The sequence below is a fragment of the Mesorhizobium sp. M0751 genome (assembly GCF_040320265.1).
Lineage (GTDB): Bacteria > Pseudomonadota > Alphaproteobacteria > Rhizobiales > Rhizobiaceae > Mesorhizobium.
The window spans coordinates 17,321-43,491 of sequence record NZ_JAMYPH010000019.1 but is presented as its reverse complement, the minus strand read 5'-3'; the positions used below and the strand labels follow the sequence as shown (position 1 = coordinate 43,491).

25 protein-coding genes are annotated in these 26,171 nt (G+C 62.9%); 12 read left to right on the top strand and 13 right to left on the bottom strand.

From position 1 onward, the window contains the following. Window positions 1-42: 42 nt before the first annotated feature. Window positions 43-3,654, bottom strand: a complete 3,612-nt coding sequence (putA, locus tag NKI19_RS25050) for a bifunctional proline dehydrogenase/L-glutamate gamma-semialdehyde dehydrogenase PutA (protein WP_352490660.1) — start codon at window positions 3,652-3,654, stop codon at window positions 43-45. Between the two features lie 162 nt (window positions 3,655-3,816). Between putA and NKI19_RS25045 the strand changes: the two genes are divergently transcribed. Next, window positions 3,817-4,269: an Lrp/AsnC family transcriptional regulator gene (locus NKI19_RS25045; RefSeq protein ID WP_352490661.1), complete on the top strand. Its 453-nt coding sequence runs from the start codon at window positions 3,817-3,819 to the stop codon at window positions 4,267-4,269. Window positions 4,270-4,290: 21 nt separating this feature from the next. On the opposite strand, the gene NKI19_RS25040 is transcribed toward NKI19_RS25045, so the two are convergent. The 3 genes from NKI19_RS25040 to NKI19_RS25030 all read right to left on the bottom strand — a co-directional run bounded on the left by NKI19_RS25040 (window position 4,291) and on the right by NKI19_RS25030 (window position 6,805). Beyond that, on the bottom strand, window positions 4,291-5,022 hold the full coding sequence (locus tag NKI19_RS25040; protein WP_352490662.1) for a cysteine hydrolase family protein: 732 nt from the start codon (window positions 5,020-5,022) through the stop codon (window positions 4,291-4,293). A gap of 129 nt (window positions 5,023-5,151) precedes the next feature. Continuing rightward, entirely contained in the window at window positions 5,152-6,351 is a 1,200-nt protein-coding gene (locus tag NKI19_RS25035) for a cytochrome-c peroxidase (protein WP_352490663.1), read from the bottom strand. Between the two features lie 7 nt (window positions 6,352-6,358). After that, a complete protein-coding gene (locus tag NKI19_RS25030) occupies window positions 6,359-6,805 on the bottom strand; it encodes a FixH family protein (RefSeq protein WP_352490664.1) in 447 nt (148 codons plus the stop codon). Between the two features lie 157 nt (window positions 6,806-6,962). Between NKI19_RS25030 and NKI19_RS25025 the strand changes: the two genes are divergently transcribed. Then, on the top strand, window positions 6,963-7,892 hold the full coding sequence (locus tag NKI19_RS25025; RefSeq protein ID WP_352490665.1) for a sugar kinase: 930 nt from the start codon (window positions 6,963-6,965) through the stop codon (window positions 7,890-7,892). Here NKI19_RS25025 and NKI19_RS25020 read toward each other — a convergent pair. The 3 genes from NKI19_RS25020 to NKI19_RS25010 form a co-directional block, all read right to left on the bottom strand. Continuing rightward, window positions 7,885-8,886 carry an NADP-dependent oxidoreductase gene (locus tag NKI19_RS25020; RefSeq protein WP_352490666.1) on the bottom strand — a complete coding sequence of 334 codons (1,002 nt, stop codon included), beginning with the start codon at window positions 8,884-8,886 and terminating at the stop codon, window positions 7,885-7,887. The two genes, NKI19_RS25025 and NKI19_RS25020, sit on opposite strands and share 8 nt — an antisense overlap. A gap of 5 nt (window positions 8,887-8,891) precedes the next feature. Then, complete coding sequence (locus NKI19_RS25015; RefSeq protein WP_352490667.1) at window positions 8,892-9,839, bottom strand: alpha/beta fold hydrolase; 948 nt, start codon at window positions 9,837-9,839, stop codon at window positions 8,892-8,894. An 86-nt stretch (window positions 9,840-9,925) separates the two neighbouring features. Continuing rightward, on the bottom strand, window positions 9,926-10,741 hold the full coding sequence (locus NKI19_RS25010; protein ID WP_352490668.1) for an oxidoreductase: 816 nt from the start codon (window positions 10,739-10,741) through the stop codon (window positions 9,926-9,928). Between the two features lie 107 nt (window positions 10,742-10,848). Here NKI19_RS25010 and NKI19_RS25005 point away from each other — a divergent pair, with 107 nt between their 5' ends. Further along, on the top strand, window positions 10,849-11,433 hold the full coding sequence (locus tag NKI19_RS25005; protein WP_352490669.1) for a TetR/AcrR family transcriptional regulator: 585 nt from the start codon (window positions 10,849-10,851) through the stop codon (window positions 11,431-11,433). A gap of 12 nt (window positions 11,434-11,445) precedes the next feature. Here the strand turns inward: NKI19_RS25005 and NKI19_RS25000 are convergent, their stop codons facing one another. Beyond that, on the bottom strand, window positions 11,446-12,495 hold the full coding sequence (locus NKI19_RS25000; protein ID WP_352490670.1) for a LacI family DNA-binding transcriptional regulator: 1,050 nt from the start codon (window positions 12,493-12,495) through the stop codon (window positions 11,446-11,448). A gap of 146 nt (window positions 12,496-12,641) precedes the next feature. Here NKI19_RS25000 and NKI19_RS24995 point away from each other — a divergent pair, with 146 nt between their 5' ends. The 5 genes from NKI19_RS24995 (at window position 12,642) to NKI19_RS24975 (ending at window position 17,450) form a co-directional block, all read left to right on the top strand. Next, window positions 12,642-13,682 (top strand): ABC transporter substrate-binding protein, encoded by a 1,041-nt coding sequence (locus NKI19_RS24995; RefSeq protein ID WP_352490671.1) that lies wholly within the window; start codon window positions 12,642-12,644, stop codon window positions 13,680-13,682. 127 nt (window positions 13,683-13,809) lie between these two features. Beyond that, a complete protein-coding gene (locus NKI19_RS24990; RefSeq protein ID WP_352490672.1) occupies window positions 13,810-14,847 on the top strand; it encodes an ABC transporter ATP-binding protein in 1,038 nt (345 codons plus the stop codon). Beyond that, window positions 14,844-15,731 carry an ABC transporter permease gene (locus NKI19_RS24985; protein ID WP_352490673.1) on the top strand — a complete coding sequence of 296 codons (888 nt, stop codon included), beginning with the start codon at window positions 14,844-14,846 and terminating at the stop codon, window positions 15,729-15,731. The genes NKI19_RS24990 and NKI19_RS24985 overlap by 4 nt, the downstream gene beginning before the upstream one ends. Beyond that, window positions 15,724-16,515: an ABC transporter permease gene (locus tag NKI19_RS24980; RefSeq protein WP_352490674.1), complete on the top strand. Its 792-nt coding sequence runs from the start codon at window positions 15,724-15,726 to the stop codon at window positions 16,513-16,515. The genes NKI19_RS24985 and NKI19_RS24980 overlap by 8 nt, the downstream gene beginning before the upstream one ends. Window positions 16,516-16,529: 14 nt before the next feature. Beyond that, window positions 16,530-17,450 (top strand): phosphorylase family protein, encoded by a 921-nt coding sequence (locus NKI19_RS24975; protein ID WP_352490675.1) that lies wholly within the window; start codon window positions 16,530-16,532, stop codon window positions 17,448-17,450. Window positions 17,451-17,547: 97 nt separating this feature from the next. Here the strand turns inward: NKI19_RS24975 and NKI19_RS24970 are convergent, their stop codons facing one another. The 3 genes from NKI19_RS24970 to NKI19_RS24960 form a co-directional block, all read right to left on the bottom strand. After that, window positions 17,548-18,573 carry an aldose epimerase family protein gene (locus NKI19_RS24970; RefSeq protein ID WP_352565437.1) on the bottom strand — a complete coding sequence of 342 codons (1,026 nt, stop codon included), beginning with the start codon at window positions 18,571-18,573 and terminating at the stop codon, window positions 17,548-17,550. Between the two features lie 80 nt (window positions 18,574-18,653). Beyond that, window positions 18,654-20,111 carry an NAD-dependent succinate-semialdehyde dehydrogenase gene (locus tag NKI19_RS24965; RefSeq protein ID WP_352490677.1) on the bottom strand — a complete coding sequence of 486 codons (1,458 nt, stop codon included), beginning with the start codon at window positions 20,109-20,111 and terminating at the stop codon, window positions 18,654-18,656. Window positions 20,112-20,427: 316 nt separating this feature from the next. Next, a complete protein-coding gene (locus tag NKI19_RS24960) occupies window positions 20,428-21,378 on the bottom strand; it encodes an AEC family transporter (RefSeq protein ID WP_352490678.1) in 951 nt (316 codons plus the stop codon). Window positions 21,379-21,715: 337 nt separating this feature from the next. Here NKI19_RS24960 and NKI19_RS24955 point away from each other — a divergent pair, with 337 nt between their 5' ends. Beyond that, on the top strand, window positions 21,716-22,264 hold the full coding sequence (locus NKI19_RS24955) for a histidine phosphatase family protein (protein ID WP_352470325.1): 549 nt from the start codon (window positions 21,716-21,718) through the stop codon (window positions 22,262-22,264). Window positions 22,265-22,278: 14 nt separating this feature from the next. On the opposite strand, the gene NKI19_RS24950 is transcribed toward NKI19_RS24955, so the two are convergent. Both NKI19_RS24950 and NKI19_RS24945 read right to left on the bottom strand, forming a co-directional pair. Continuing rightward, complete coding sequence (locus NKI19_RS24950; protein WP_502899335.1) at window positions 22,279-22,851, bottom strand: Fic/DOC family protein; 573 nt, start codon at window positions 22,849-22,851, stop codon at window positions 22,279-22,281. 11 nt (window positions 22,852-22,862) lie between these two features. Continuing rightward, window positions 22,863-23,063 carry a hypothetical protein gene (locus NKI19_RS24945; RefSeq protein ID WP_352490680.1) on the bottom strand — a complete coding sequence of 67 codons (201 nt, stop codon included), beginning with the start codon at window positions 23,061-23,063 and terminating at the stop codon, window positions 22,863-22,865. A 217-nt stretch (window positions 23,064-23,280) separates the two neighbouring features. On the opposite strand from NKI19_RS24945, the gene NKI19_RS24940 reads away from it, so the two are divergent. From NKI19_RS24940 to NKI19_RS24930, 3 genes are all read left to right on the top strand, one after another. Beyond that, a complete protein-coding gene (locus NKI19_RS24940; protein ID WP_023719977.1) occupies window positions 23,281-23,565 on the top strand; it encodes an acyl carrier protein in 285 nt (94 codons plus the stop codon). 38 nt (window positions 23,566-23,603) lie between these two features. Further along, window positions 23,604-24,791, top strand: coding sequence for a beta-ketoacyl-ACP synthase (locus tag NKI19_RS24935; protein WP_352565438.1), 1,188 nt, complete (start codon window positions 23,604-23,606; stop codon window positions 24,789-24,791). Window positions 24,792-24,866: 75 nt separating this feature from the next. Next, window positions 24,867-26,138, top strand: a complete 1,272-nt coding sequence (locus tag NKI19_RS24930) for a beta-ketoacyl-ACP synthase (protein WP_352490681.1) — start codon at window positions 24,867-24,869, stop codon at window positions 26,136-26,138. Window positions 26,139-26,171 lie beyond the last annotated feature (33 nt).

The window sequence follows — 26,171 nt, the reverse complement described above, 5'->3', positions numbered from 1 at the left end:
GTTGGCGCCGCCCTGCCCGCGATACGCGAGCCCTGGCGAAACCTAGGCCGCAGCCAGCAGGCTGGCATTGCCGCCCGCCGCCGTGGTGTCGACGCAGACCGCGCGCTCGTGGGCATAGGCGGCCGGATAATAGACTTCGCTGACCAGCGGCACGATCGGGCCGGCGCGCTCGGCGATGACCTTACGCACGATGCGCGCGGCCTCGGGCGTGCCGGAAAAGGCGACGACATCGACCCGCAGCGAGCGCGCTTCGACCGGGTCCGGACGGCCGTCGATCGCCGCCAGCGGCAGGCCCTTGCCGGTCAGCGCCGACAGTGCCGCCGGCGCGCCGGGTGCGACGGCGAGCACGGCATTGCCGGCGGCCAGCGCCTGGATCGTCTGAGCAAGCAGCGTATCGGCGTCCGGACCGAGGCACAGCACGCGGCCGCGCGGCGACAGCGACAGCGTGTTGGCCTCGCCGGTCGGCCCGGGCAGGTCGACCTGGCCGAAATCGATCGCGGCTGCAGTGCCGATGGCCGCGGCACCCTTGCCGCGCAGATGTTTCCTCAGGATGGCGACGCGATCCGGACGCGTCGACCAGCCGCCAAACGCCGGATCCGGCAGATTGTCGGCGAGCTCGGTCGCCGTCACCTTGCGGCCTTCGGCAAGATGGGTGCCGGCCTCCGGCCCCTTGCGGAAGCGCCGGAGATAATGCGGGCCGCCGGCCTTCGGCCCGGTGCCGGAAAGCCCCTCGCCGCCGAACGGCTGCGCGCCGACGACGGCGCCGATCTGGTTGCGGTTGACGTAGATGTTGCCGGCATGGATGCCGTCGACGAAATGCTGGGCGCGGCCTTCGATGCGGGTGTGCAGACCGAAGGTCAGGCCATAGCCCTTGCGGTTGATCGCGGCGATCACCGCATCGATCTCGTCGGCATCGAAGGTGGCGACATGCAGCACCGGGCCGAACACCTCGCGCTCCAACTCCTCGATGCCCTTGACCCGAAAGACGTGCGGCGCGACGAAGCGGCCGTCCTTCGGTGCTTCGAGCTTGGCGAACAGCCGGCCCTGCAGGCCCATTTTCGTGCAATAGTCGCGGATCGACGCCTGCGCCTCGTCGTCGATGACCGGGCCCACATCGGTCGAGATCCGCCAGGGGTCGCCGAGGCTGAGCGCTTCCATCGCGCCCTTCAGCATCTCCAGCATCTTCTTCTCGACGTCCTTCTGCACATAGAGCATGCGCAATGCCGAGCAGCGCTGGCCGGCACTCTGGAAGGCGGAGGCCAGGATGTCGCGCACCGCCTGTTCGGGTAGCGCGGTGGAATCGACGATCATGGCGTTCAGGCCGCCGGTCTCGGCGATCAGCATGGCGTCGGGCGCGGCGGTCTCGGCGAGCTGCTTTTCGATCAGCTTGGCGACCTCGGTCGAGCCGGTGAAGCAGACGCCGGCAATGCGCGGATCGGCGGTCAGCGGGCCGCCGACCGTGGGGCCGTCGCCGGGCAGAAGCTGGATGATGTCTTCCGGCACGCCGGCCTCGCGCAGCAGCTGGACAGCGCGGAAGGCGATCAGCGGCGTCTGTTCGGCAGGCTTGGCGATGACGGAATTGCCGGTGACGAGCGCTGCTGCGATCTGGCCGGTGAAGATGGCGAGCGGAAAATTCCACGGCGAGATGCAGGCGATGGCGCCGCGCGCCTCCGTTCCAGCTTCGGCATTGGCGGCCTCAGCCGCATAGTAGCGCAGGAAATCGACCGCCTCGCGCACCTCGGCGACGCCATCGGCCAATGACTTGCCGGCCTCGCGGGCGGCGAGCGCAAAGAACTCGACGGCGTTCGCCTCGTAGAGATCGGCCGCCCGGTTGAGGATGGCAGCGCGCTCGGCGACCGGGCGTCTTGCCCATGCCGGTTGTGCCTCGACGGCGATGCGCACGGCGGTCTCGACCTGCTTGGCGCCGGCCTCGCTGACCGTGCCGACCACTTCCGAAGGTTTTGCCGGATTGACGACCGGACGCTGCTTGCCATCGCCGGCGGCGCGGCTGACCGGCTTGGCGTGCCAGCGGTCCGGCCCGGCGAACTCGGCCCTAGCCTTGTCGATCGCAGCCAGCGTCAGCGTGTCGGTGATGTCGAAACCCTTGGAATTGCGCCGGCCGGGGCCAAAGATCGCCGACGGCGGCACGATCGCCGGATTGGCGGCGGGGCCTTGTTTCTCCACCGTCTCGAGCGGGTCGCGGGCGATGTCCTCAGGCTCGACCTCCTCGTCGGTGAGCTGGTGGACAAACGAGGAGTTGGCGCCGTTCTCCAGCAGCCGGCGGACCAGATAGGCAAGCAGGTCGGAATGCGCGCCGACCGGCGCATAGATGCGGCAGCGCGTGCCTTCGGCCCGCCGCACCGTCTCATGCAGCGCCTCTCCCATGCCGTGCAGCCGCTGGAACTCGAATGTATCGCGCTCCGTCGTCATCGACAGGATGGCGGCGACGGTGTGGGCGTTATGTGTGGCGAATTGCGGATAGATGCGATCGGTCATCGCCAACAGCTTCTTAGCGCAGGCCAGATAGGAGACGTCGGTGTTGGCCTTGCGGGTAAAGACCGGATAGCCGTCGAGCCCGAGCGTCTGCGCCCGCTTGATCTCGGTGTCCCAATAGGCGCCCTTGACCAGCCGCACCATGATGCTGCGGTCGTATTTCCTCGCCAGTTCGTAGAGCCAGTCGATGACGAAAGCGGCGCGCGGGCCATAGGCCTGCACGACGACGCCAAAACCGTTCCAGCCGGCCAGCTCTGGCTCGGCCAGCACCCGTTCGATGACGTCGAGCGACAAATCGAGGCGATCGGCCTCCTCGGCATCGATATTGAGCCCCATGCGCGAATGGCGCGCCGCCAGCGCCAGCGACAGCAGCCGCTCGGCCATGACGGGCAGCATCTTTTCCTTCTGCGTCACTTCATAGCGCGGATGCAACGCCGACAGTTTTACCGAAATGCCGTGGTTCTGGCGGATGTCGGGGCCGTTGGCCCCGGCATCGAGCGAGGAGATGGCGTCGGCATATGCCTTGAGATAGCGCAATGCGTCGGCCTCGGTGCGGGCCGCTTCGCCCAGCATGTCGAAGGAATAGAGATAGCCCTTCTGCGTCATCGGCCTGCCGCGCCTGACCGCCTCGGCAATGGTGCGGCCGAGCACGAACTGCTCGCCCATCTCGCGCATCGCCGCCGCAACCGCCTTGCGGATGACCGGCTCGCCGAGCCGGCGCACCATGGCGCGCAGCGTGCCTTCGATGCCGCCCTCGCCCTCGTCGAGCACGCGGCCGGTCAGCATTAGCGCCCAGGTCGACGCATTGATGAAGATCGAGCTCGAGCCGCCCGAATGCGCCGACCAGTCGTGCGGCGCGATCTTGTCGGCGATGAGGTCGTCCATCGTCTCGGTGTCGGGCACCCGCAGCAGCGCCTCGGCCAGGCACATCAGCGCCACGCCCTCCTTGGTCGAGAGGCCGTAGGCGGACAGGAAGACCTCCATCAGCCGCGGATCGGACGAGCCGCGCACCGCGCGCACCAGATCGGCGGCACGGGCCGAAATCGCCTTGCGGTCTTGGACGGACAGCCCGGCCGCCTCGGCCAGCCGCTTCACCGCCTGGTCTTCGTCGGGCAAATAATTGGCACGGATTTGCTGGCGGATGGTGTCGAGCGCTGGCATGGCGGTCCTGTAGAGCGAGCATAAGGGGGCGGGCCGGCGGTCACCGGACCGAACGGCGCAAGCTAACATAAGTAGGGATTCCAGTCGGTCCAAAGAAATCGACAGGACAGGTCGATTGATCTATCATTAGGACGGGCAACGTCCAATTCGACCAGGAATCCAGTGACAGAAGACCAATTGGACCGCATCGACAGGAACATCCTGTCGGCCCTGGGCGGCAACGGCCGGCTTTCCATGTCGGAACTGGCGGCGAAAGTCGGCCTGTCGAAGACACCGGTGCAGGCCCGGGTCAAACGGCTGGAGAAGGACGGCTTCATCAGGGGCTACCAGGCGATCATCGACCGTGAGCGCATGGGCGAAGGCCATGTCGCCTTCGTCCAGGTGAAACTGTCCGACACCCGCTCGGCCGCGCTCGACGCCTTCAACCGCGCGGTGCAGGCGGTGCCGGAGATCGAGCAGTGCCACATGATGGCGTCGAGCTTCGACTATCTGCTGAAGGTCCGCACGACTGACATCGCCGCCTACCGCCGCGTGCTCGGCGAGCGTATCTCTGCCCTGCCGCACGTAGCCCAGACCTCGACGTTTGTCGCGATGGAGACGGTGAAGGACCGGTAGGCGCTCACCGAGCTCGTCAGCTCATCCGGCTCGTTCAAGACGCTCCTGAAATTGCTCCTGGATCGCCTTCAGGAAATGGTCGGACGTCGATGTCCATCCAAAGAGTATCTGCACGAGCGTAATTGAGGCGTCATGGTTGCTCCGTGGGGCGTCCAATGCGATCGGTTCACTCGTACAATTCGTCAGCAGGATGCAGTGATAGTCCCTGAAGAAGGCATCCCGAATTGTCGACTCCACACACACGCTCGTCGTGCAGCCAGTCACGATGAGCTGTTTGATGCCTGCGGCCTTCAGAACAGCATCGAGTTCGGTCTCGTAGAAGCCGCTGAACCGGGTTTTGTAGAGGACAACATCCCCCGCCTCCGGCCTTAGGTCGTTGACGATGTCTGTTCCCCAGGTGTCGCGGATCAGAATCCGGCTCTCGCTGCCATCCGGCGCTGTCATTTTCTCACCGACCCCAAAGATCTGGAGATGTCGGAGACGATTGGGGGCATCCGATGTCCCGAGATCCGAAAGGTCGGAATGATACCCCATCTTCAGATAGATGACGGGCAGTCTCAACTTGCGAGCGGCCGCTGTTACGGTTGCAGTAGGGCCGACAGCCTTTTGAATCCCGGAGATATCGATGCCGGCTCTGTCGAACATCCCGCCTTTCGAGCCGAAGTCATTCTGCATGTCCACGACGAGAACTGCAGTCTTGGAGGGGTCAATTGAAACAGGTTGAGGTTTTGCGTCGATGACAAGTGGCTGCATCTTTATCCTCCCACAGCCTGAGGTATCGCACTTTGCGCCTATGTTGTCATGAGCAGCGACCCTGCATCGTGTCAACGTTGCTTGGCGGCCCAAGACGATGGTCCGCTCTTGTCGCAGACTAACCCGGCCTCACTCCGCCAGCGTCTTCAGAAACGCCACCAGTGCCGCGCGCTCGCGGTCAGAGAGCTGCAGCGGGTGGATCTCGGACGTGCCTTCGACACTTGCCGGCGCCTTGGAATAATGCGCCACCACTTCGTCGAGCGAGGAAAACTGCCCGGCATGCATGTAGGGCGGCCGGGTGGCGGCGCCGCGCAGCGACGGCGTCTTGTAGGCGCGGACGAGTTCCGGCCCGGTCTTGACCATGAAGCGCAGTTCGCGGCAGGCGCTGGCATCGCCGTCACGAAAGGCGCCGAAACAGTTGAACGGATCGGCCTCGACTTGGCGTACCGCGTCGACACGGCCGTGATCCGGCGGCAGGCCCGCGACCGGCGGCACCCCGGTGTTGTGGAAGCTGCCGTCAGTAAAACGCGGGCCATTGTGGCAGGTCACGCAATTGGCCTTGCCGATGAACAGCTTCAGGCCGAGGATTTCCTCCGGCGAAAAGGCGGCGTCGCCTTTCGGCTCGGCGCCCGCGGCCACGTCGATGGCGAAGCGGTCGAAGCGTGTCTGCGGCGGCGCGATCGAGCGCTCGAAGGCGGCGATCGCCTTGCCGATATTGGCAAAGACGCGGTTGACCTCCTCGGCTTGGCTGGCGGGCATGGCGTTCCAGGCCGCCTTCTCCGCATCGGTGCCGAGCGGGCTGGCATTGGCCGGCACAGCGGAAAGATCGGGCAGCGGCCCGAAGATGCGCTCATAACGCTCGCCGAAGCGGGCCTTGATGTAATGCGCGAAGGCGGCACGGTTGCCGGCCTGCTCCAGCGAATTTTCGAGCGGTGTCAGTGCTTGCGCCCACAGGCTGTCGCGCCGCCCGTCCCAGAAGAACCAGGGATCATGCGCGACGCCGGCCAACGGCATGGTACGCCGGTTGGTGCGGCCGACGCCGACCGCTTGGGGCAGGTCGTCCTGGAACTGGCGGTCGATCTTGTGGCAAGTCGAGCATGATACGGTGCCGCCGCCGCTCATGCCGGTGTCGAAAAACAGCGTCGAGCCGAGTGCCGCGGCGGCCGGCATGTCGGCAAAGCGGTTGGTGGTGTCGGGCTTCAGCGGCGGCAGCTTGGACAGCGCCAGCGAGGCGATGGTCTGCTTTTCGGCATCGGAAAACTCCGGTCTGCCGCAGCCGGCGAGCACGGCTACCATCACCAACGCGAGAAGGCTGGAAAACCGGCTCATCAGTGCCTCACAGCACCACGTTGAAGACGACAGTGTCCGAACCGGCCGCAGCGGAAATGGCAAAATGCAACTGCCACCACCCGCTCATCGTGAATTTCACGCCGTCGATGCGATAGCGCCCCGCGCCGAGGTAATCGGTCGCCTGCGGGCTGGTTGGCAGGCCGTGCTTGTGCCGCGGCATGCCGCCGGAAATCGTTATCGCAGCACCTTCCACCGGCGCACCTTCGACGGTTTTCAGCGTCAGCAGCCAGGATTCCAGTTCGCCCTGCCGGATGACGCCTTTCTCCGGCTCGAAAGTCGCCACGAACAGCTTGTTCGCCGTCGTCTTGGAACGGCCTACGTCCGAGCTTGATTGCGGCGCATGCGGCGCCGTCAGATAGACGATTGCCAGCACGCCGGCGAGCAAGGCAGCCAGGCCGAGGCCTCCAAGAAGATAACGCCATAACGATGCCAAACCCATTCCTGTTCTGCGGATAACGTTTCGCTGGGCAGATCGCGTCCCACGCCCCTGTGGGAAATCGCGCCCAGTGCAAGAATCCGCCGTCGCCAAGCATGGCGCTGCCGGCCGCAAAAAGCTACAGCACCGCAATTGCAGGATGGAGGAGTGCTTCATGGCAGGAAACGGCATCGCCTCGATCGGCGAGTGCATGCTCGAGCTTTCGGGCCAGGTCGGGCCGAACTGGCGCATGGGCTTTGCCGGCGACACGTTCAACACTTTGTGGGCGCTGCATGCCTTGAGCAGCGAGCGGCCGGCGACCTATGTGTCGGCCTTCGGCGACGACCCGTTCTCACGCGACCAGATCAAGTTCCTGGCCGAGAACGGCATCGGCATCGGCGCCAGCCCGGTGATAGCGGGCGCCCGCCCCGGCCTCTATGCGATCACGCTGACCGGCGCCGAACGTTCTTTCACCTATTGGCGGGCCGATGCGGCCGCCAGGCAGCTGGCTTCCGACCCAGCCGCTCTGCAGAAAAGCCTTGAAAACCAGGCGCTTGTCTATTTTTCCGGCATCACCTTGGCAATCCTAGACGACGACGCACGCAAGGTGCTGCTGACGGCCGTGGCCGAGGCGCGCGTGGCCGGCTCGCTGATTGCCTTCGATCCCAATTACCGGCCGCGGCTATGGCGCCGGTGCGAGGAAGCGCAGGCCGCGATCCTCGAGGCGCTCGCCGTCGCCGATATCGCGCTCCCGACCTTTCCCGACGAGCAGATGCTGTTTGGTGATACGACACCGCAGAAAACAGCCGACCGGCTGCGAAAACTGGTCGGCGAAGTCGTCGTCAAGAACGGCGAGGAACCGGCGCTGATAGCGCAAAACGGGACCTTGCAATCGGTTCCGGCGGTGCACGTCGCCAACCCGGTCGACACCACCGGCGCCGGCGACTCCTTCAACGGCGCCTATCTCGCCGCCCGCCTTGCCGGCCATGCGCCGACTGAGGCGGTGCAGCGCGCTCATCGCGTCGCCGCCGCCGTCGTGCAGGTGCGCGGCGCACTCGCGCCGTTCGAGACGCTGCGGGCAGCGTTCGAAGGACTTGCTATCTGACCTTGATGACGACCTTGCCCTTGGCGCGTCCTGTTTCGACATAGGCCAGGGCGTCATTGGTCGCTTCGAATGGGAAGACCCGATCCACAACCGGGCGGATCGCGCCGGCTTCGATGAGGGCGGAGATTTTGCTCAGCTGATCGCCCTGCGCCCACATGACAAGGAACGAAAACTGCACACCACGGCGCTTGGCTTTGGCCCGAATACCGCGGCTGAGTAGGCGCAGCACCAGCCTCAGCATCAAATTCAGTCCCTTTTCCCTGGCAAATTCGGGATCCGGTGGACCGGAGATGGAGATGAGCTTGCCACCCGGTTTCAGCACGCTCAGGGATTTTTCCAGTGTCTTGGCGTCCTGGCTATTCAAGACGACGTCGTAGCCCGACAGAACTTTCTCGAAGTCGTCTTTCCTGTAGTCGACGACGACAACGGCGCCGAGACTTTTGACCAGATCGGCACTCGCCGCGCTCGCGGTTGTTGCAACGGTCGCGCCGAGGTGCTTGGCCAACTGAATGGCAAATGTCCCGACGCCGCCGGAACCAGCCTGAATGAAGACCTTCTGTCCCTTCTTCAGGTTTGCCCGTTCGATGAGCGTCTGCCAGGCGGTGAGACCGACCAGGGGAATCGACGCCGCCTCTTCCATACTGAGATTCGCAGGCTTCAAGGCCACGTCGGCTTCATTCACGGCAATGAATTCGGCGAATGTCCCAATCCGGCCATCGCGCGGCCGCGCATAGACCTCGTCGCCTGCCTTGAACTTGCGGACTTTCGATCCCACGCGAACAACCTTCCCAGCCACGTCGTGGCCCAGGATGAAGGGCCGGCGGTAGGGCAGGATGAGCTTGAATTCTCCGGTTTTGACCTTGGAATCGAGCAGGTTCACCCCTGCGGCATGGACCTCGACCAGAACATCGCTGTCCTGCAGCTGCGGCTCCGGCATTTCGGCCAGCCGCAGAATGCCCTTTTTATTATACTTATCGACAACGAATGCCTTCATGGCAGTTACTTTCTAGGAATGTCTGTTGCTGTTCGGGACGAAACAAGCCGAACGTTTTCAGCTGCATGGCCGCCCTGCGGCAAGGCCTCAGCCTCGAGGAAGGACAGGGCTTTCGGGACGAAATCGGCGTAGTTCTGAAATACCCCGCCATGCCCGGCATCCGGATAGATGACCAGATGCGCCCCCGGGATACGCCCGGCGAGATCGTAGGTATTGCTGCTCGGCACCATCCTGTCCTGGTCGCCATTCGCAACCAAAGTGGGAATGCGAATGGTGCTCAGGTCTTGTGGCGCCTGGAGTCCGTAGGCCTTGATCGCCTTGAGTTGCGCGCCGAACGCGCTCAGCGATACCGCCTTGTCCCGGTTGGTCCGGCGCTCCTTCAGCCGTTTCAGAAATGCGTCTGCGGCGCGGCGGCCATTCGGCGTTCTTGTGAAGAAGAGATAGTATTTCGGATCCCGCAAAGTCAGCGCGCCCTTGATCATGTCCACGATCGTCAGTGGCGTCACCTTGTCGATGCCTTGCCCACCGGCCGGCCCCGTGCCAGCCAGGATGAGTTTGCGCACAAGCTTGGGCTCAGTCAGCACGATCTCCTGCGCTACGAAGCCGCCGAGTGAAAAGCCGAAGAGATCGACTTCTTCGAACCCCAGCGCCCGGACAAAGGCGACCGCATCCCGCGCCATGCCGGAAATGGTCGACGGAGTTTTGCCACCCGAAGCACCGATGCCGCGATTGTCGAAGGCAATCACCCGCCGGGTCGCAGCGAGGCCATCGACGATGCGCGGATCAAAATTGTCCAGCTGAGCAGCCAGATGGTTGAGCAGGATCACCGGCACGCCCGCCCTGGACCCGAGTTCCCTGTAAGCAAATGCTGTGCCGCCGACATCGACCGCGCGCGTTGGCGCGTCCTCGAACAATGCCGGTGAACGCGGCGGCCGATTGGATGTATGTGTCATGTTTGGCGCCTCCGTCTCGTAGGGCCTGGCCAAATGTGTTGTGGTTGCTAGTCGCATGTGCGTGAAATCCTCTGGCTCGCTGTCGTTCAGACCGGCAGTCGGAACTGCTTGCGCAGGCTCTTGTCGAAAATCCCCGCGGGGGCGAAGCGGCGCAGCAGGCTGACCTGGCGCGCTGCCTTGCCAGCGGTATAGCGCCGTCGCGGACGGGCATCGGTCGCTGCCTTGACAACCACATCCGCCACCACTTCCGGCCGATCGGCCTTGGGCATCACATCGCTCAGCAGCGCCTTGAGCCCGGCTCGAGCCCGATCGTATTCCTTCAACAGCGAATCCGGCTCGATGCCGTTCTGGTCGAAGACGGTGCGGACGAATGCCGGCTCGATGACGGAAACTCGGACGTTGAAGGCGCGCACCTCGTGGTCAAGCGATTCCGAATAGCCCTCGAGCGCGTGCTTGACTGCCGAGTAATGAGCTGAGTATGGCGCGGGTACCAATCCCAGAATGGAGCCGATATTGATGATGCGCCCTTTGCCGCGCCGCCGCATCGACGGCAACACCGCATTGGTCATTCGCATGACGCCGAACAGATTGACGTCGAACAGGGCTTGTACCTGTGCGACCGAGGATTCCTCTGCGCCGCCTAGCAGGCCGACACCGGCATTATTGACCAGGAGGTCGATCCGGCCGGTCTGCGCGAGCACGGTGGCAACGAGCGCATTGACGGCCGCATCATCGGTCACGTCGCATGCCAGCATGGTCACTCCATTTGGGCCATTACTGGTCTTGCGGCGACTTGTCCCGAAGACAGTGAAACCCGCCCGCGCCAAGGCCTCGGCGCTGGCGCGGCCGATGCCTGAGGAGGCTCCGGTCACGATTGCGGTCTTTTCAGAATTCCCATTCATTTTTGATGTTCCAGGTTCGAGAGGTCTAGCATATTTCCACGAATTGAATTATGGTCGTAATATCAGATTATGAGCATAATGCAATAGCAGGACAGGAAAGAAAGACCATGCGCTACGAAAAGGGCCGAAAAGACGCGTCACGCAGCCGGATCATGGAGGTCGCCGCCGAACGTTTTCGATCTGACGGCATCGCGGCGTCCGGGCTTGCGACCATCATGAGCGACGCCGGGCTGACGAACGGCGCCTTCTATCCGCACTTCCAGTCCAAGGCGGAGCTCGTCCGTGAAAGCGTGGCGGCGGCGTTGGACGCGCAGTCGCATCAAGTGCAGGAAGCGTTGGACGCCGGCGGCCCGGAAATGGCCATAGAGGCATATCTATCGGCCGAGCACCGGGACAATCCTGGAAAGGGCTGCGCTTCGGCCGCGTTGTTGCCGGAAATCGCGCGGCAGCCGCCTGAAACGCGGGCCCTCTACGCCGAGCGCGTTCAATCCCTGGTGCGACAGATAGCCGAAGCTCTGCCGCAGACCAATGATCCAGAGGGCGCTGCGTTGGGCATGTTTGCAACGCTCATCGGCGCGCTTCAACTCGCGCGCGCCGTGGAAGGGACGGAATTGTCGGATCGTATCCTTGCGGCGGGAGCAGCTGCCGCAAAGGCGCTGATCCGGCCGGTTCAAGACGAGGTGGCCTCCTGAGGGCAGCCTGGACTATTCGGCCGGCTCGAAACTGCCTTGCACCAAGACTGTCTCCACCGGCCCAAGCGGATTGATGATCCGGCTCTCCAGGACTTCGATAAGTTTGCGTCCAACACCAGCCATATCCACGAAATGAACTCCGATCTTTGCCGGCAGGAAACGTGCCAGCCGCGTGCTGTCACGGCTGACGATGTGGACGTCGCGGCCCGGTGTAAGACCCCGCTTGCCGAGAGCGTGCAACGCTCCCAGAAGGCCCAGTTCGTTGGCGCACGCCAGGCCAGTCGGCGGATCTGATGACGCCAGCAAGCGATCGAACCAGCCCGCGCTCGATTCCATCGTGAACATGCCATGGCCGATCAACGATTGGTCGATCGGAATACCGGCCTCGGCCATTGCCCTTCCATACCCGGAAAGACGCATGGCACTCGTCTGGTCCTCCGGAACGAGAAGTTGCAGCGCAATGCGTCGACAGCCCATATCCATGAGCCGCCGGGTCGCCTCGTAGGCAATCTGTTCATTGTCGACATCGACATAGGGATACGCAATATCCAGGTCGGTTCTTCCAAACGCGACGAATGGCATGCGTTTATCAAGCAGCAGCTTGACGCGCGGATCAGCCGATACCAGGCGCGTGATGATCAGGCCGTCTGCGCTGCGCGCCTGAAGCTGCCGCTGCACACTCTCGACGGGATCGTCGTCGGGCGTGGTGGAATAGATGGACAGACTATAACCGGCTTGCCGCGCCGCCAGCGTCATGCCTTCGATTAAAGGAAGCTTCAACAGATCGGACAGATGGTCTCGGGTCTCCATCGGGAGTACCGCCGTCAGCGTCTGCGTTCGACCGGTTTTGAGCGCGCGACCATGATGATTTGGTAAATAGCCGACCCGCTTAGCCGCCTCCTTGACGCGGGCTATGGTCGAGGGCAGCACTTCCGGCCCGTCCTTCAGAGCGCGGGATACCGTGGTCACCGACAGGGAAAGTTCCGCGGCGATCTGCTTTAGATTGGCCATTGTTCGCCCGACTTCATTTGCGAAAGCGCCGGCTGATTTGCTGACCGCCATAACGTTGCCGAATTCGACATCCCGGTCAATCCAAACTCCCGCAGGAAGCAGCTTGACTCTAGCGCATTCAGATGCAATCGTAACGTTACGATTACAAAATAATGGCTCTTCAAGCGATATTCCATAAAAGTTGGGGAGGAGAACCTATGTCCTGGCTACGCATTTCCTTAACAGCATTCGCAATCTCGGCTGCCCTGCCCGTGCACGCGCAGACGGTCACCATCACGACCGCAGGTGGCGATTATGGCAACGCCATAAAGGAGGCCATGTGGGGCCCCGCTGCAAAAGAGCTTGGCTATGATGTCCGCGAGGAGACGCAGAGCGACGGCCTGGCCGCCCTGAAGATGCAGGTTACCTCGGGTGCGGTCACGACCGACATCGTCCACCTGGGTTCGCCGGAAGGCGCGCAGGCTGCCGCACAGTCGCTTCTTGAGCCACTCGACTACAAGATCATCGATCCGAAATCCGTGCCGGAGGGTGCGAAGTCCGACTACTGCTATCCGTTCGATTCCTATGGCACCGTCATGTCGTGGAACACCAAGACCTATGGCCAAAACCCGCCGAAGACGTGGGCGGAATTCTGGGATGTTGCCAAATTTTCTGGCCGTCGCGCGTTGCGCGCCAATGCGCAAGATTCGATCGAGATCGCGCTTCTCTCCGACGGCGTGGCACCGGCGGACGTCTATTCCGTGCTCAGTACGCCGGAAGGGCTAGAACGCGCCATCAAGCGGCTTGAAGCGATCAAACCAGATGTCGCCGTGTGGTGGACCTCGGGGGCCCAGTCCGCGCAGTTGCTGAAAGACGGTGAGGCGGATTTGGTTATTACCTGGAACGGACGGGCCCAAACCGTGAAAGCAGATGGCGGCGCGGCTGACTACACGTTCAAGGGTTCGGTCATCGGCACGGACTGCCTTGGGGTGCCGAAGGGAGCGCCGAACAAGGAAGCCGCGATGAAGCTCATCGCAGCGATGACGCAACCCGCGCGCGTTGCCAAGCTGACCGATTTCATTGCCTACGGCCCAGTCAATCCTGCGGCATATGAGGGTGGCCTTATTCCCGCGGACCGTCTGAAGACCCTTGCGACCGCGCCTGAAAATGCTGGCACTTCGGTGTTTTCCAATTCAGAATGGTGGGTCAAGAATGGCGAGGCTGCCCAAAGAGCCTTCGATGAAATGATGGCCCGCTGACCCTCAGCTCTAACGCATGTCGCGCAAAAATGTGCAGCGCGCGACAACGACATGCATGAAAACAAGAACCTGAAGCGTGTCGCGTGAGGCTGGTCGAACGCGACGCGCTTCAAGGCTGGAGCACATGATGAAGTCGCTCGCGATCACCATCGAAAGCGTGCACAAGGCTTATGGGTCCTACGTCGCACTGGATGATGTTTCGCTCGACATTCAGGCTGGCGAATTCCTCACGCTGCTAGGGCCATCGGGATCGGGCAAAACCACTTTACTCATGGCTCTGGCCGGTTTTGTCCGGCCGGATTCCGGTAAACTTTTCTTGGGCGATCGAGACATCACCCGCCTGCCGCCCAACAAACGAGACATCGGCATAGTATTCCAGAATTACGCCTTGTTTCCCCACATGAATGTCCTGGCGAACGTCGCGTATCCGCTGATGCTGCGCAAGGTACCGAGAGCGGAGGCACGTCAGCGGGCGCTTGATACCTTGGCCCGCGTGAAGCTGGATGGTCTGGCGGAGCGCAATATTGCCGCACTATCCGGCGGCCAACGTCAACGGGTGGCATTGGCGCGGGCTATCGTCTTCGAACCGCGCGTGATGTTGATGGACGAGCCGCTGTCGGCACTCGACAAGAACCTGCGCGAGACCATGCAGTATGAGATCCGGCGTCTGCATGATCATCTACGGATCACCACAATCTATGTAACCCACGACCAGCGCGAAGCGCTGATTATGTCTGACCGGATTGCGGTGATGAATTCTGGCCGCATCCAGCAGATAGATACACCGCAGCGGATTTATGATCGTCCATTGACCCGCTTCGTCGCGGAGTTCATGGGCGAGGCCAACATTGTGGCCCCGGGCTCGGCACGCAGAATCGACGGCGCCGAAGCATCACGCGAAACTCTGATGATCCGCGCCGAAAGCTTCCATCTTGATGCGAAGCTCGTCGGGGGAGACGGAGTGGCTCTCGAAGGAATACTGCGCGCCAAAGCGTTCCGCGGCGAGAACTGGCTTTTGACGCTGGCGCTTGACGGCGGGCAAGAGGTTCTTGTCTGCATTCCGGCAGCACTGGCCGGCGGCTGCGCCGAGCTTGCCGCCGGTCAGCGGATGACCGCATATGCACCAGCAGCGAAGGTTCACGCGATACCGGGAGCGATGGCGTGACCGTCTTCCGGGACCCGGCGCTCGTGGCGGATGCGCGGCGCGAGCGGCGGTTTTTTCTTTCACTTTCGCTCCCGGCGCTGTTCATCGTTGGACTGGCGGCGATACTGCCCATCCTTTGGATCGTCCGGCAATCCTTCCTGACCACCGGGGGCGAGTACACCGTCGGCAATTACCAGAAGGTCCTTTCGAGCGGACTGACATGGTCGGCGCTCGTCACGACCCTCGAACTGTCCTTGGGTACGCTGGCGGCGTGCATTGTTCTCGGCACCCCTCTGGCGCTGGCGCTGGCCAGCGTCAGACCAAGGCTGGCCAACGTGCTCATGGCGTTCGTCATGCTGCCGCTGTGGACCTCTATTCTGGTGCGCACCTATGGTTGGCTCGTGCTCTTGCGGCGCGATGGCCTGATCAACGCTGCTTTGACCGGTTCAGGCCTGACGGCGGAGCCATTGCCGCTGGTCTACAACTTCACGGGAACGCTCATCGGCATGGTGCACTACATGCTGCCGCTTTTTCTGCTGCCTGTTTATGCTGCGATGCGCGATATCGACCCAAATCTCATTCGCGCGGCAGCAAGCATGGGAGCCACTCTCAGACAGGTCATCCGCACAGTCATCATGCCACTTTCGGCGGGCGGCATCTTCTCGGGTTCGATCATCGTCCTCATCTACGCCATAGGTTTTTTCATCACGCCGGCGGTGCTTGGCGGCGGCAAGGTAAATCCGCTCTCTACCCGGATCGAGCGTACACTATCGACCTTTCAGGACTGGGGGGCGGCGAGCGTCCTGGGCATTCTGCTCCTCGTTCTGATGGCGCTGATCGGTGTGATGTTGCTGGCGGCACGCCGCCTGGTGGCCCGGAACACCGTGGAAGCCTCCCATGCTTGAAGCCTATCCGCAAAACAGGCTCGCCCGTATCTTGCTCTGGAGCTTTGCCGCTCTTGTCATGGCATTTCTGATGCTGCCGACGCTCGTTGTGGTGCCGCTTTCCTTTTCGGCGTCGAATCTCCTCGAGTTTCCGCCGCACGCCTACTCGTTGCGCTGGTACGAGAACTTCTTCGGCTCGGCAACGTGGATGGCCGCGCTCAGAACGAGTTTGATCCTTGGGACGTTGACGGCGTTGATCGCCGTGCCCTTTGCGCTGCTCGCCTGCATTTCAATGAATCGGCTGGGCGGAAAGTCCGCTGCGGCCATCCAGAGCGTCCTGCTAACCCCCTCGATCACCCCAGGAATCCTGCTTGCGATAGGTCTCTTCTTTGTGTTGGCCGCACAACATCTGATCGGAACGCTATTCGGTGTGCTGGTCGGACATGTGGTGTTGGCCGTTCCGGTCGCCTGCATTGTGTTGCTACCCGCTCTCGCCCGCTTTGACTGGAACCAGGTTCAGGCGGCGCGCAGCCTCGGTGCAAACTGGGCCAGGTCCATTGGCGGAATAATCGTTCCGCAACTTCGGATCAGCTTGCTGTCGGCGACATTGATGGCGTTCCTGACTTCGCTCGACGAGTCTGTGATTTCGATCTTCGTCGCAAGTGGTCGCAACAGCACGATGCCGAAGCTTATGTTCCTGTCGCTGCGCGATCAGATCGATCCGACCATTGCGGCGATCTCGACATTGTGGACCGTCATCGTCGTGGCCGTGGTCCTGATTGTGACCCTTCGCCAAAAATCCTGACCGAGACTGGAAACATGCCCACCAATCACTACGCAGCCGGTGCTCCGGCGGATCATTCGACGGACGTCCCTCAGGTAGGGTTGGCCATCATCACCGGGTCGGCAAACTGGGGGCTTGCCTTCCCGGAAGATGTCGAATTCGATGGCGTGCGCACCTTGCGGCGCGACATGAGTTTTGAAACGCCTTTCGGTCGTACCGACAACTGGAAGCTGCTCGAGTTCGATGCGTCGATCACAGCCGAAGGGAGAGCAAAACGCGCGTTGTGCATGTATTCGCACGGCAATCCCCGCGACCGTATCGACCATTCCTGCCATCGCCGCGCGTTCTGGGTATTGATGCGGGCGGGTGTACGGCAAGTTCTCGCCTGCTCGACTGTGGGCGCCGTCAACAAGGCGATCCAGCCGGGCGACATGGTGGTGGCCGCCGATATCATCGAACTGACGCAGACCCCGTTTTCACTGCTTCCTGACCGCCAGAGCTTTGACTGTTCGGGCAAGCAGATCGTGTGTCCAAGATGTGCGGCGGTTCTGGTTGAAACGGCCCGGCGTCATTGGCCAGCCGAATGCCGCGTTTACGGCATCGAACAGCAGTTGGTGGCTGCCCATTGTTATGGACCCCGGCTGACAACGCCAGCCGAAGCCTTGGCGTATCGGGGCATGGGGGCGGATGTACTCAACCATTCCATCGCCCCTGAGGCGACCTTGTCGCGCGAGATCGGCGCGTGTTTCGTGCCTTTCGCATTCGTGACGGCGGGCTTCAACGACTATATGGATCGCAATCGCCAGAAATTGCTGCAGGAGGACGTGCTGCCCAGTCTCTCCATGACAGCCTCGCGGGTCGCGCTGGAGACCGCCGCGCGACTTCCCGCTGACCCGGAATGCTCGTGTCAGGGCTTGAAGTCGCCTCAGCCGGAAGAACGCTCCAGCCGGTTCTGAGATAACCCTGGTGCGCCGGGTAGCTGAAGTTCTGCCGCCGACCACGGACCCGAGGGCGACGCTCAAGTCGTACGCTTCGGCAACGGGCACTCCTGCCCTAAGGCAGCCTGAACCGGTATTCCGTCACATGATGGTAGATCTGGCCCGGCCATAGCGTGGCTTGCGGGAAATACGGCCGGTTCGGCGCATCCGGCCAGATTTGCGGCTCCAGGCAGAAGCCTGAAAACGCCTTGTACTGGCGTCCGCCCAATCCAGGCGAGGACGGCGCCAGATACTGGCCGGTATAGAGCTGGACACCTGGCTCGGTGGTCCAGAGCTCCATCTCGACGCCGGAATTCGCCCCTTGCGCCCACGACGCCTGCTTCAGCGGCCCGCGCGTCGAAGCGAGGCAGAAATTCTGGTCGTAGGGGAGTTGTTCCCCCTCGGTCTCCATGCGCAGCGGCCGCGCCTGGCGAAAATCGAAGGGGGTGCCGTCGACCGGCTTGACCGTGCCTGCCGGGATCAGATCCGCGTCGACCGGCAGATAGGCGCCGGCATTCAGCATCAGCCGGTGGTCGAGAATGTCGCTGGTGCCGCCGTCATCCAGGTTGAAATAGGAATGCTGGGTGAGGTTGCAGAGCGTCGGCTCCTCGCAGGTGGCGGTCAGTTCGACGCTGAGCGTGCCGGGGATCTTCAGCCGGTAGGTGCAGGTCACGTCGAGCGCGCCGGGAAAGCCCATCGTGCCGTCGGGGTCGTGCAGGGTCAGTGTGACAAAATCCCTGCCATGCAGCGAAACCGCCCAGGCACGGCGCGAAAAACCTTGCGAACCGCCATGCAGCGTGTGCTTTTCGAGGAAATTACGCTCGGTCTGGTAGCGTTTGCCGGCAAGCGTAAAGCGGCCGTCGCGGATACGGTTGGCGTAGCGCCCGACGACAGTGCCGAAGAAGGCGATATCCGTCTCATAGTGCTCGAAACGATCGTAGCCGAGCACCAATGGCGCCTCGTGCCCGGCCAGGTGCAGATCCTGGATGATCGCGCCCAGGCCGATAATGTTGGCGGTGAGGCCGCCGCCACGGATGGTGAAGCGGCGGACTTCCTCGCCCGCCTGCGTCGTACCGAAAACCTCGCCGTCCTTCATCGCCATGCTCGCAAGTTCGTTGCCCGATGCCAGCCTGGCCTTCCGAAGCGGCCCAGGATCGTTTTCGGTGTTACCGCATGAGGCTTCTAGAGACCAAGTCCGCCGATGCAGACATATTTGGTGTCGAGATAGTCCTCGATGCCCTGATGGCCGCCTTCCTTGCCCAGGCCCGATTCCTTGACGCCGCCGAACGGCGCCTCAGGCGTGGTGATGAGCCCTTCATTGACGCCGACCATGCCGTATTTGAGCCCTTCCATGACCCGGAAGGCGCGGCCGAGATCGCCGGTGTAGAAATAGCAGGCCAGGCCAAACTCGGTGTCGTTGGCGAGTCCTACGGCCTCTTCCTCGGTCTCGAACTTGAACACCGGCGCCACCGGGCCAAAGATTTCTTCCTTCATGAAGCGCATTTTCGGCGTCGCATTGGCGATCACCGTCGGCTGGAAGAACGAGCCGCCGAGCGCGTGGCGCTTGCCGCCGGCGACGACGTTGCCGCCTTTGGCGGTAGCGTCGGCAATCAGCTCCTCGACCTTCTCCACCGCCTTCTCGTCGATCAGCGGTCCCTGCTGGACGCCGTCTTCGAGGCCGGAACCGACCTTCAGCCCGTTGCTCGCAGCAGCCAGCTTTTCGACGAACTGGTCATAGATGCCGGCCTGCACCAGGAAGCGGTTGGTGCAGACGCAGGTCTGGCCGGAATTGCGGTACTTGGCGGTGATGGCGCCAGCGACGGCCCGCTCGATGTCGGCGTCGTCGAAGACGATGAACGGCGCGTTGCCGCCGAGCTCCATCGACACTTTCTTGACGGTCACCGACGACTTCTGGATCAGGATCTTGCCGACCTCGGTCGAGCCGGTGAAGGTGATCTTCTTGACCAGCGGGTTGGCACAGATTTCGTCGCCGATCTCGCCGGCGGCACCCGTCAGGATGTTGATCACGCCCTTCGGGAAGCCGACTTCCTCGGCCAGCGCGCCCCAGGCAAGGCCCGAATAAGGCGTCTGCGACGCCGGCTTGACCACGGCGGTGCAGCCGGCGGCCAGCGCCGGGCCGAGCTTGCGGGCCAGCATCGAGGACGGGAAATTCCATGGCGTGATGGCGGCGATGACGCCGACCGGCTCCTTGGTCACCAGGATACGGCGGTCCGCCCAGGGCGACGGCACGACGTCGCCATAGGTGCGGCGGCCCTCTTCGGCGAACCACAATATGTAGGACGCGGCCGAGCCGATCTCGCCCTTCGATTCGAACAGCGACTTGCCCTGCTCGATAGTCAGCAGTTCGGCCAGCACGTCCTGATTGTCCATCATCGCGTCGTGCAGCTTGCGCAACAGCTTCGAGCGTTCGAGCGCGGTGGTCTTGCGCCATGTCTTGAAGGCAGCGTCGGCGGCTTCGATGGCGCGGCGCGTCTCGGCCTTGCCCGACTTCGGCACGGTTCCGATCTTGAGGCCGGTGGCAGGATTGTTGACGTCGACCATCTGGCCTGAATCGGCCTGCACCCATTCGCCATTGATGAGATTGGCCTGCCGCATGAAATGGCTGGTTTTCTGAAGCATGATCTCGCCTCCGTTCGGCACCTGGCGGGCCGGTCGCTGATTTCGTGAATGGACGTGCGCGATAGCATCGCTAGAGCCACTGCTCTTAGCCCAGGGCAAGCCCCGCAAGCAATCACAAGATGGCATATAGGGTTTGGGCCAGCCAAAGCGAGAGCGATCCCAACCAAGGCTCCAGGGTTTGTTGAGATTCAGGTCAGGCCGAGTCGAGAAGGGTGGGTTCCGAGAACCGGGACGGAGCGGACATTCGGGTCCGTGAGTACCGGAAGCGCAGGAAACCGCCACTCGCAGGCCGGCATCACCTGAATATCGACATACCCTATCCAAAAACATGGACGACCACGGCCAGCCAAAACGCAGTGGTCACGACCGCGCAGGCGGTGGCGATGGTCATCTGGTTCGATGCCAGCGCCTGGCCGGTGTTGAACTGCACCGCGATGAGATAGGAATTGATGCCGGACGGCAACGCCGCAACCATGACCGCCACCTTGGCCGTCAAAGGCGGCAGGCCGATCAGCCAGACCAGGCCGAGAACCAGCGCCGGCATCAGGAACAGTTTCAGCGCCGACAGCGCCAGCGCCGGCCTTACATTGCCGGAGATGCCGAAGCGGCGCAGGCTGAGCCCCATGGCAAACAGCGCCACCGGGGCGGCCGTCCCGGCCAGCGCGTCGGTCAGCCGCGTCGCAAGCACCGGCAGCGGCGCACCGGTGAAGCGCCACGCCAGCCCGGCCAGTATGCCGATGATCAGCGGATTGATGAATACCCTCCTGAGAAAGCTCCTGACGACGCGGAGCGGATGCACAGGCTCGCTGCCGCCGCGGCCGAACATCTCGAACAGGATGATCGAGGCCATCATCATCACCGGCAGGTGAATGGAAACGAGCAGTGACAGCACTTCGAACCCGGCCGGCCCGAACACGCCGATGATGAAGGGCGCGCCGAGCAGTACAACGTTGGAGTAGGACGACGACACACCGCCGACGACGCCGGCGCGGGCGTCCCGCCCGAAGATGCGCGTAATGACCAGATGGCCGGCGGCCCAGGTGAGCGCTACCGCCGCGAAATAAGCGCCCCATAGCGACCACGGCGCCACGCCGTGGAAATCGGCCTTTACCATGGTCTGGAACAGCAAAAGCGGCATTGCCACGTTGATGGCGAATTCGGATACGCCCTCGCCGCTCGCCGGCTTCAAATAGCCGGTGAACCCGGCAAGATAGCCGAGCCCGACAAGACTGAAGACGAAGAGGACGGTTTCGGTAAGCGGAGACATTTTTCCCGTGATAGGCGAGCCCCGGCGGCGGCGCAATCGCCCTTCCCTGACGAATGTACCGGCCCAAGCAATTCGCTGATCGCCATTTGGTCATGGTTGGCAGCGCTATGCAGGCTTTATGCAGGCTTGGGGAGTGTCGGCGTGCGAATAAGCCTTGCCGGAAGCAGCACCTATTCAGACGGCGTGACTGACTCCCAAGCCGGACCGGCCTCGCTTGGCGCTGGCGCAGGCCGGCCTCGGCTCCAGGTTGCACTCGACTTGTCTTTCAGTCGGCTTTGCCGTCCCTATATGCCGGTCACCGGGGACCTGCCTGCCGGTCACCCGAAAAGGATGTCTGATGCTTCGATTTGTGCTGGCGCTGCTGTTGCTTGCCGTTTCCGCCACAGCTCATGCGACGGAAGCCGGCTGGGCGCTGCTGCGCGACGGCGGGCATGTGGTCCTGCTGCGCCATGCCATGGTCACCGGCACCACCGACGCGGCCAATTTCGACCTCGGCAAATGCGCGACCCAGGTCAATCTCTCGGAGCGCGGCAAGCAACAGGCGCGCAAGATCGGCGCGCTGTTTGGCGCCCGCGCGGCACCGGTCGAGCGCGTGCTGTCCAGCCGCTATTGCCGCTGCCTCGAGACTGCCCGCATCGCTTTCGAAAGCGAGCCGGAGCCGTTCGCACCGCTTGACCTGCTGAAGACCGACGAAAAGGAGAAGGCCGCCCAGATCGCTGCGATCCTGGCCGAGATCCGCGGCTATTCCGGCTCCGACAATCTGGTCATGGTCACGCATCTCGAAAACATCAAGGAATTGACCGGCATCTCGCCGCGTGAAGGCGAGGCCGTGGTCGTCGAGCCGCAGGGCGACGGCCTGCGGGTACTCGGCCGCGTTACGTTCTGAACTGACACCGTGCTTCAGGCGATGATCTCGGCTATGAGGTCCACCAAGGCTTTTTCGTTGCCGGCGAAACTGCCGATCATGGCATTCAGCACTCGATCACGGTCCAGCACATCCTCATTGAAGGCGAAACCGGCATGCTCGGCAAGCATCGCCAGGAAGGTAAGCTGCGTTCGCCCATTACCCTCCCGGAAAGGATGCACAGCATTGATTTCAGCGAGCAGATGCGCTGCATGGATTGCGAAGTCTTGCGCCTGCGAAGCGACCAGATGGTTTTTCGACGCCAGTTCCCCGAAAATCCGGTTCATTTCCCCTGAGATGTATTCAGGGTAGCAGAACCAATTGCCACCTTTGCCGATACGGATCGTCCTCGCCTCGCCGGCCCAGTCGTAGACATCCTGGAACAGATGATGGTGCACAGCTCGGAAATGCGCATAATCGAGTGCACCGCTTGGAATCGGCTCGTCGGCGCGGATCAAGAAAAGCGCCAGCTCGACTTCGTCGAGATCGGCCCGGTTTTGGATATCAAGCTTGTTGCGGAGGACGGTCGTGCCTGGGTAGCATAGCGGGTCAGGCTCGGCGGCATACACCACGTAGCGAGCTAATTCCTGGAAATCTGCTTTTTGACGAGCCGGCGCTGCTCATCGCTACTGAGTCCGCGCTCGCGGCTCTCCTTCAGGATCGCCCCCATCCGCGGCGACAACTTCATGCCTTCAACCGCGCTGATTTTCTCGCCTTTGCGGCTGCTGAGGGTGAACTGACCAGTTTTGGCTTTCCGGGCAACGGTGGTGGTTTTCTTCATAGATTCATAATACCACGCCTGCCGATTCGGCCGCAAAGTGAATTTGAAGCGATCAAGCGCGCTGCCTGACGATATGGTTCGGCGGCCCTTCCTGGCCCTGGCAGAACAGCCAGCCCATCTGCGCCCGGCGCATCAGGCCTTTTCCTGCCCGGAAAAACCGATTAGACAGCGCCAAACACATGCGGACAGATTCCGCCCGCAATCGAAGGAAAAGCCCTTGTCCACCACGTTCGACAAAGTCGCCAAGATCATCGCCGACACCAGCGAGATCGATATCGAGACGATCACGCCCGAAAGCCACACCATCGACGATCTCGGCATCGACAGCCTCGACTTCCTCGACATCGTCTTTGCCATCGACAAGGAATTCGGCATCAAGGTGCCGTTGGAAAAGTGGACGCAGGAGGTCAATGACGGCAAGGCTTCGACCGACGACTATTTCGTCATGAAGAACCTGTGCGCCAAGATCGACGCGCTCGTCGCCGCCAAGAACGCCACGTGAACACAGCGCCTGACGCGCCCGACCCACAACAGCCTCCCATGAACCCCCACGACGTCGTCATATCAGGCATCGGCCTTGTCTCGTCACTGGGCGAGGGTCCGGATGCGCATTGGCAAAAGCTCGTCCAGCCACGGCTTGAGCCGGTTCTGGAGGCCTCGCGCTTCTCGCCCTATACGGTCCATCCGCTGCCCGAGATCGACTGGAACCTGCAGATCGCCAAGCGTGGCGACCAGCGGCAGATGGAAACCTGGCAGAGGCTCGGCACCTATGCGGCCGGCCTTGCGCTCGACGATGCCGGCATCAAGGGCAATGACGAACTCTGCGCGACCATGGACATGGTGGTGGCCGCCGGCGGCGGCGAGCGCGACGAGGCGGTCGATGCGGCCATTCTCGCGGCATCGGAAAGCCGCAATGACCGCGACGTGCTGCTCAACGAGAAGCTGACCACCGAATTGCGTCCGACGCTGTTTCTGGCACAGCTTTCCAACCTGCTCGCCGGCAACATCTCGATCGTCCACAAGGTGACGGGGTCGTCGCGCACCTTCATGGGCGAGGAAGGTGCCGGCGTTGCCGCTGTCGAGACCGCGGCCGCGCGCATCCGCTCCGGCCAGTCGACGCATATACTGGTCGGCGGCGCTTTCCAGACCGAACATTCCGACATGCTGCTCGGCTATGAACTGGCCGGCTACCTGCATCGCGGTCCGTGGCGGCCGGTCTGGCAGAGGCAAGGTGCCGAGGGCGGCGGCGTGGTGACCGGATCCGGCGGCGCGTTTCTCGTCCTGGAGCAGCGCGAGCACGCGGAAAGCCGTGGCCGGAAGATCTATGCGGAACTCGGCCCGGTCCTGTCCGGCCGCGCCAGGCGCCGGCGGGGCGAACTCGACGGCGAGATCGCCACGCTGCTGAAGCAGGCCGTATTGCCGAATGGCGAGCTGCTCGCGATCTCCGGCGCTTCGGGCGCCCATGCCGCGACCGCTGCCGAGAAATCGGCGCTCGACGCCAATCCGGCGATCGCCGCACGCGGCTTTTCGACGCTGACCGGCCACATGAAGGAAGCGCAGTTCCCCTTTGCCGTGGCGCTGGCGGCACTGGCTGTCGACCGCAAGGCCGCCTATCCTGTCTTCGACGCCACAGTCGAAAAACCGTTTGCCGGTGTCCCGAAGACCGTCCTTGCAACGGCGATCGGCTATCACCAATTCGAGGGCATGGCGCTGATCAAAGCCGCCTAGAGCATCGGACCGAAAAGTCTGGCGCGGTTTTCGGGCGATCCGACGCTCCAAGAGAAACAGGTTTTTGGACAACAAATGGCCAATCTGAACGACCACATGGGCAGGCCCATCGTCGCCGTCACCGGCATCGGCGTGGTGACGTCGCTCGGTGTCGGCAAAGCCGACAATTGGGCGGCACTTACCTCAGGCAAGTCCGGCATCCATCCGATCACCCGCTTCCCGGTCGATCATCTCAACACCCGCATCTCCGGCATGGTCGATTTCCTGCCGTCGAGCTCCAAGGGCGCCAGTCTCCTCACCTATGAGCTTGCCGAAACCGCCGCCCAGGAAGCGATGTCGGAGGCGGGCCTCGATGCCGGCGATTTCGGCGGACCGCTGTTCCTCGCTTCGCCGCCGGTCGAGCTCGACTGGAGCGAGCGCTTTTCGCTCTACAATTCCGACACGCACGATACCGGTGCAGAGAGGCTGCTGCGGGTGGCGCGCGGCCTCAGGGAACTCGACATCTTCGAGACCACCCAGTTCGGTTCGATCGCCGATCGGCTTGCCGACCGTTTCGGCACGCGCGGCCTGCCGATTACGCTGTCGACCGCCTGCGCTTCGGGCGCCACGGCGATCCAGCTCGGCGTCGAAGCGATCCGCCGCGGCGAATGCGACAGGGCGCTTTCGATCGGCGCCGACGGGTCGGCGACCGCCGAGGCGCTGATCCGCTTCTCGCTTCTGTCCGCGCTCTCCACGCATAACGACATCCCGGAAAAGGCCTCAAAACCCTTCTCCAAGGACCGCGACGGCTTCGTGCTCGCCGAAGGCTCGGGCGCCCTCGTGCTGGAATCGCTGCAGGCAGCACTTGCCCGCGGCGCGACCGTTCTCGGCATATTGCGCGGCTGCGGCGAAAAGGCCGACGACTTCCATCGCACCCGCTCCAAGCCGGACGGTTCGCCGGCGATCGCGGCGGTGCGCGCCGCTCTTGCCGATGCCGGCCTGAGCGAGGACGGGATCGATTATGTCAACGCCCATGGCACCTCGACGCCCGAAAACGACAAGATGGAGCATTTGTCGCTGTCGACGGTGTTCGGCGAGCGCATCTCGTCGATGCCGGTCTCGTCGAACAAGTCGATGATCGGCCACACCCTATCGGCTGCCGGTGCTGTCGAGGCTGCATTTTCGTTGATGACGATGCGCGAAAGCGTCATTCCGCCGACCATCAACTACGACAATCCCGACCCGGCGATCGTCCTCGACGTGGTGCCGAACACCAAGCGCAACGCCGAGGTCGGCACGGTCCTGTCGAACTCCTTCGGCTTCGGCGGCCAGAACACCTGCCTTGTCATGGCGCGGGAACCGGTCTAAGCGACCGTTCCGCTCTAGCACTGTTGTCGTGCG

Excerpts from the sequence above, each read along its gene's own strand:
- putA (WP_352490660.1), bottom strand. The coding sequence starts at position 3,654 with ATGCCAGCGCTCGACACCATCCGCCAGCAAATCCGTGCCAATTATTTG.
- NKI19_RS25040 (WP_352490662.1), bottom strand. The coding sequence starts at position 5,022 with ATGCAGCCACTTGTCATCGACGCAAAACCTCAACCTGTTTCAATTGAC.
- NKI19_RS25035 (WP_352490663.1), bottom strand. The coding sequence starts at position 6,351 with ATGAGCCGGTTTTCCAGCCTTCTCGCGTTGGTGATGGTAGCCGTGCTC.
- NKI19_RS25025 (WP_352490665.1), top strand. The coding sequence starts at position 6,963 with ATGGCAGGAAACGGCATCGCCTCGATCGGCGAGTGCATGCTCGAGCTT.
- NKI19_RS25020 (WP_352490666.1), bottom strand. The coding sequence starts at position 8,886 with ATGAAGGCATTCGTTGTCGATAAGTATAATAAAAAGGGCATTCTGCGG.
- NKI19_RS25015 (WP_352490667.1), bottom strand. The coding sequence starts at position 9,839 with ATGACACATACATCCAATCGGCCGCCGCGTTCACCGGCATTGTTCGAG.
- NKI19_RS25010 (WP_352490668.1), bottom strand. The coding sequence starts at position 10,741 with ATGAATGGGAATTCTGAAAAGACCGCAATCGTGACCGGAGCCTCCTCA.
- NKI19_RS25005 (WP_352490669.1), top strand. The coding sequence starts at position 10,849 with ATGCGCTACGAAAAGGGCCGAAAAGACGCGTCACGCAGCCGGATCATG.
- NKI19_RS25000 (WP_352490670.1), bottom strand. The coding sequence starts at position 12,495 with ATGGCGGTCAGCAAATCAGCCGGCGCTTTCGCAAATGAAGTCGGGCGA.
- NKI19_RS24995 (WP_352490671.1), top strand. The coding sequence starts at position 12,642 with ATGTCCTGGCTACGCATTTCCTTAACAGCATTCGCAATCTCGGCTGCC.
- NKI19_RS24990 (WP_352490672.1), top strand. The coding sequence starts at position 13,810 with ATGAAGTCGCTCGCGATCACCATCGAAAGCGTGCACAAGGCTTATGGG.
- NKI19_RS24980 (WP_352490674.1), top strand. The coding sequence starts at position 15,724 with ATGCTTGAAGCCTATCCGCAAAACAGGCTCGCCCGTATCTTGCTCTGG.
- NKI19_RS24975 (WP_352490675.1), top strand. The coding sequence starts at position 16,530 with ATGCCCACCAATCACTACGCAGCCGGTGCTCCGGCGGATCATTCGACG.
- NKI19_RS24970 (WP_352565437.1), bottom strand. The coding sequence starts at position 18,573 with ATGGCGATGAAGGACGGCGAGGTTTTCGGTACGACGCAGGCGGGCGAG.
- NKI19_RS24965 (WP_352490677.1), bottom strand. The coding sequence starts at position 20,111 with ATGCTTCAGAAAACCAGCCATTTCATGCGGCAGGCCAATCTCATCAAT.
- NKI19_RS24960 (WP_352490678.1), bottom strand. The coding sequence starts at position 21,378 with ATGTCTCCGCTTACCGAAACCGTCCTCTTCGTCTTCAGTCTTGTCGGG.
- NKI19_RS24955 (WP_352470325.1), top strand. The coding sequence starts at position 21,716 with ATGCTTCGATTTGTGCTGGCGCTGCTGTTGCTTGCCGTTTCCGCCACA.
- NKI19_RS24945 (WP_352490680.1), bottom strand. The coding sequence starts at position 23,063 with ATGAAGAAAACCACCACCGTTGCCCGGAAAGCCAAAACTGGTCAGTTC.
- NKI19_RS24935 (WP_352565438.1), top strand. The coding sequence starts at position 23,604 with ATGAACCCCCACGACGTCGTCATATCAGGCATCGGCCTTGTCTCGTCA.
- NKI19_RS24930 (WP_352490681.1), top strand. The coding sequence starts at position 24,867 with ATGGCCAATCTGAACGACCACATGGGCAGGCCCATCGTCGCCGTCACC.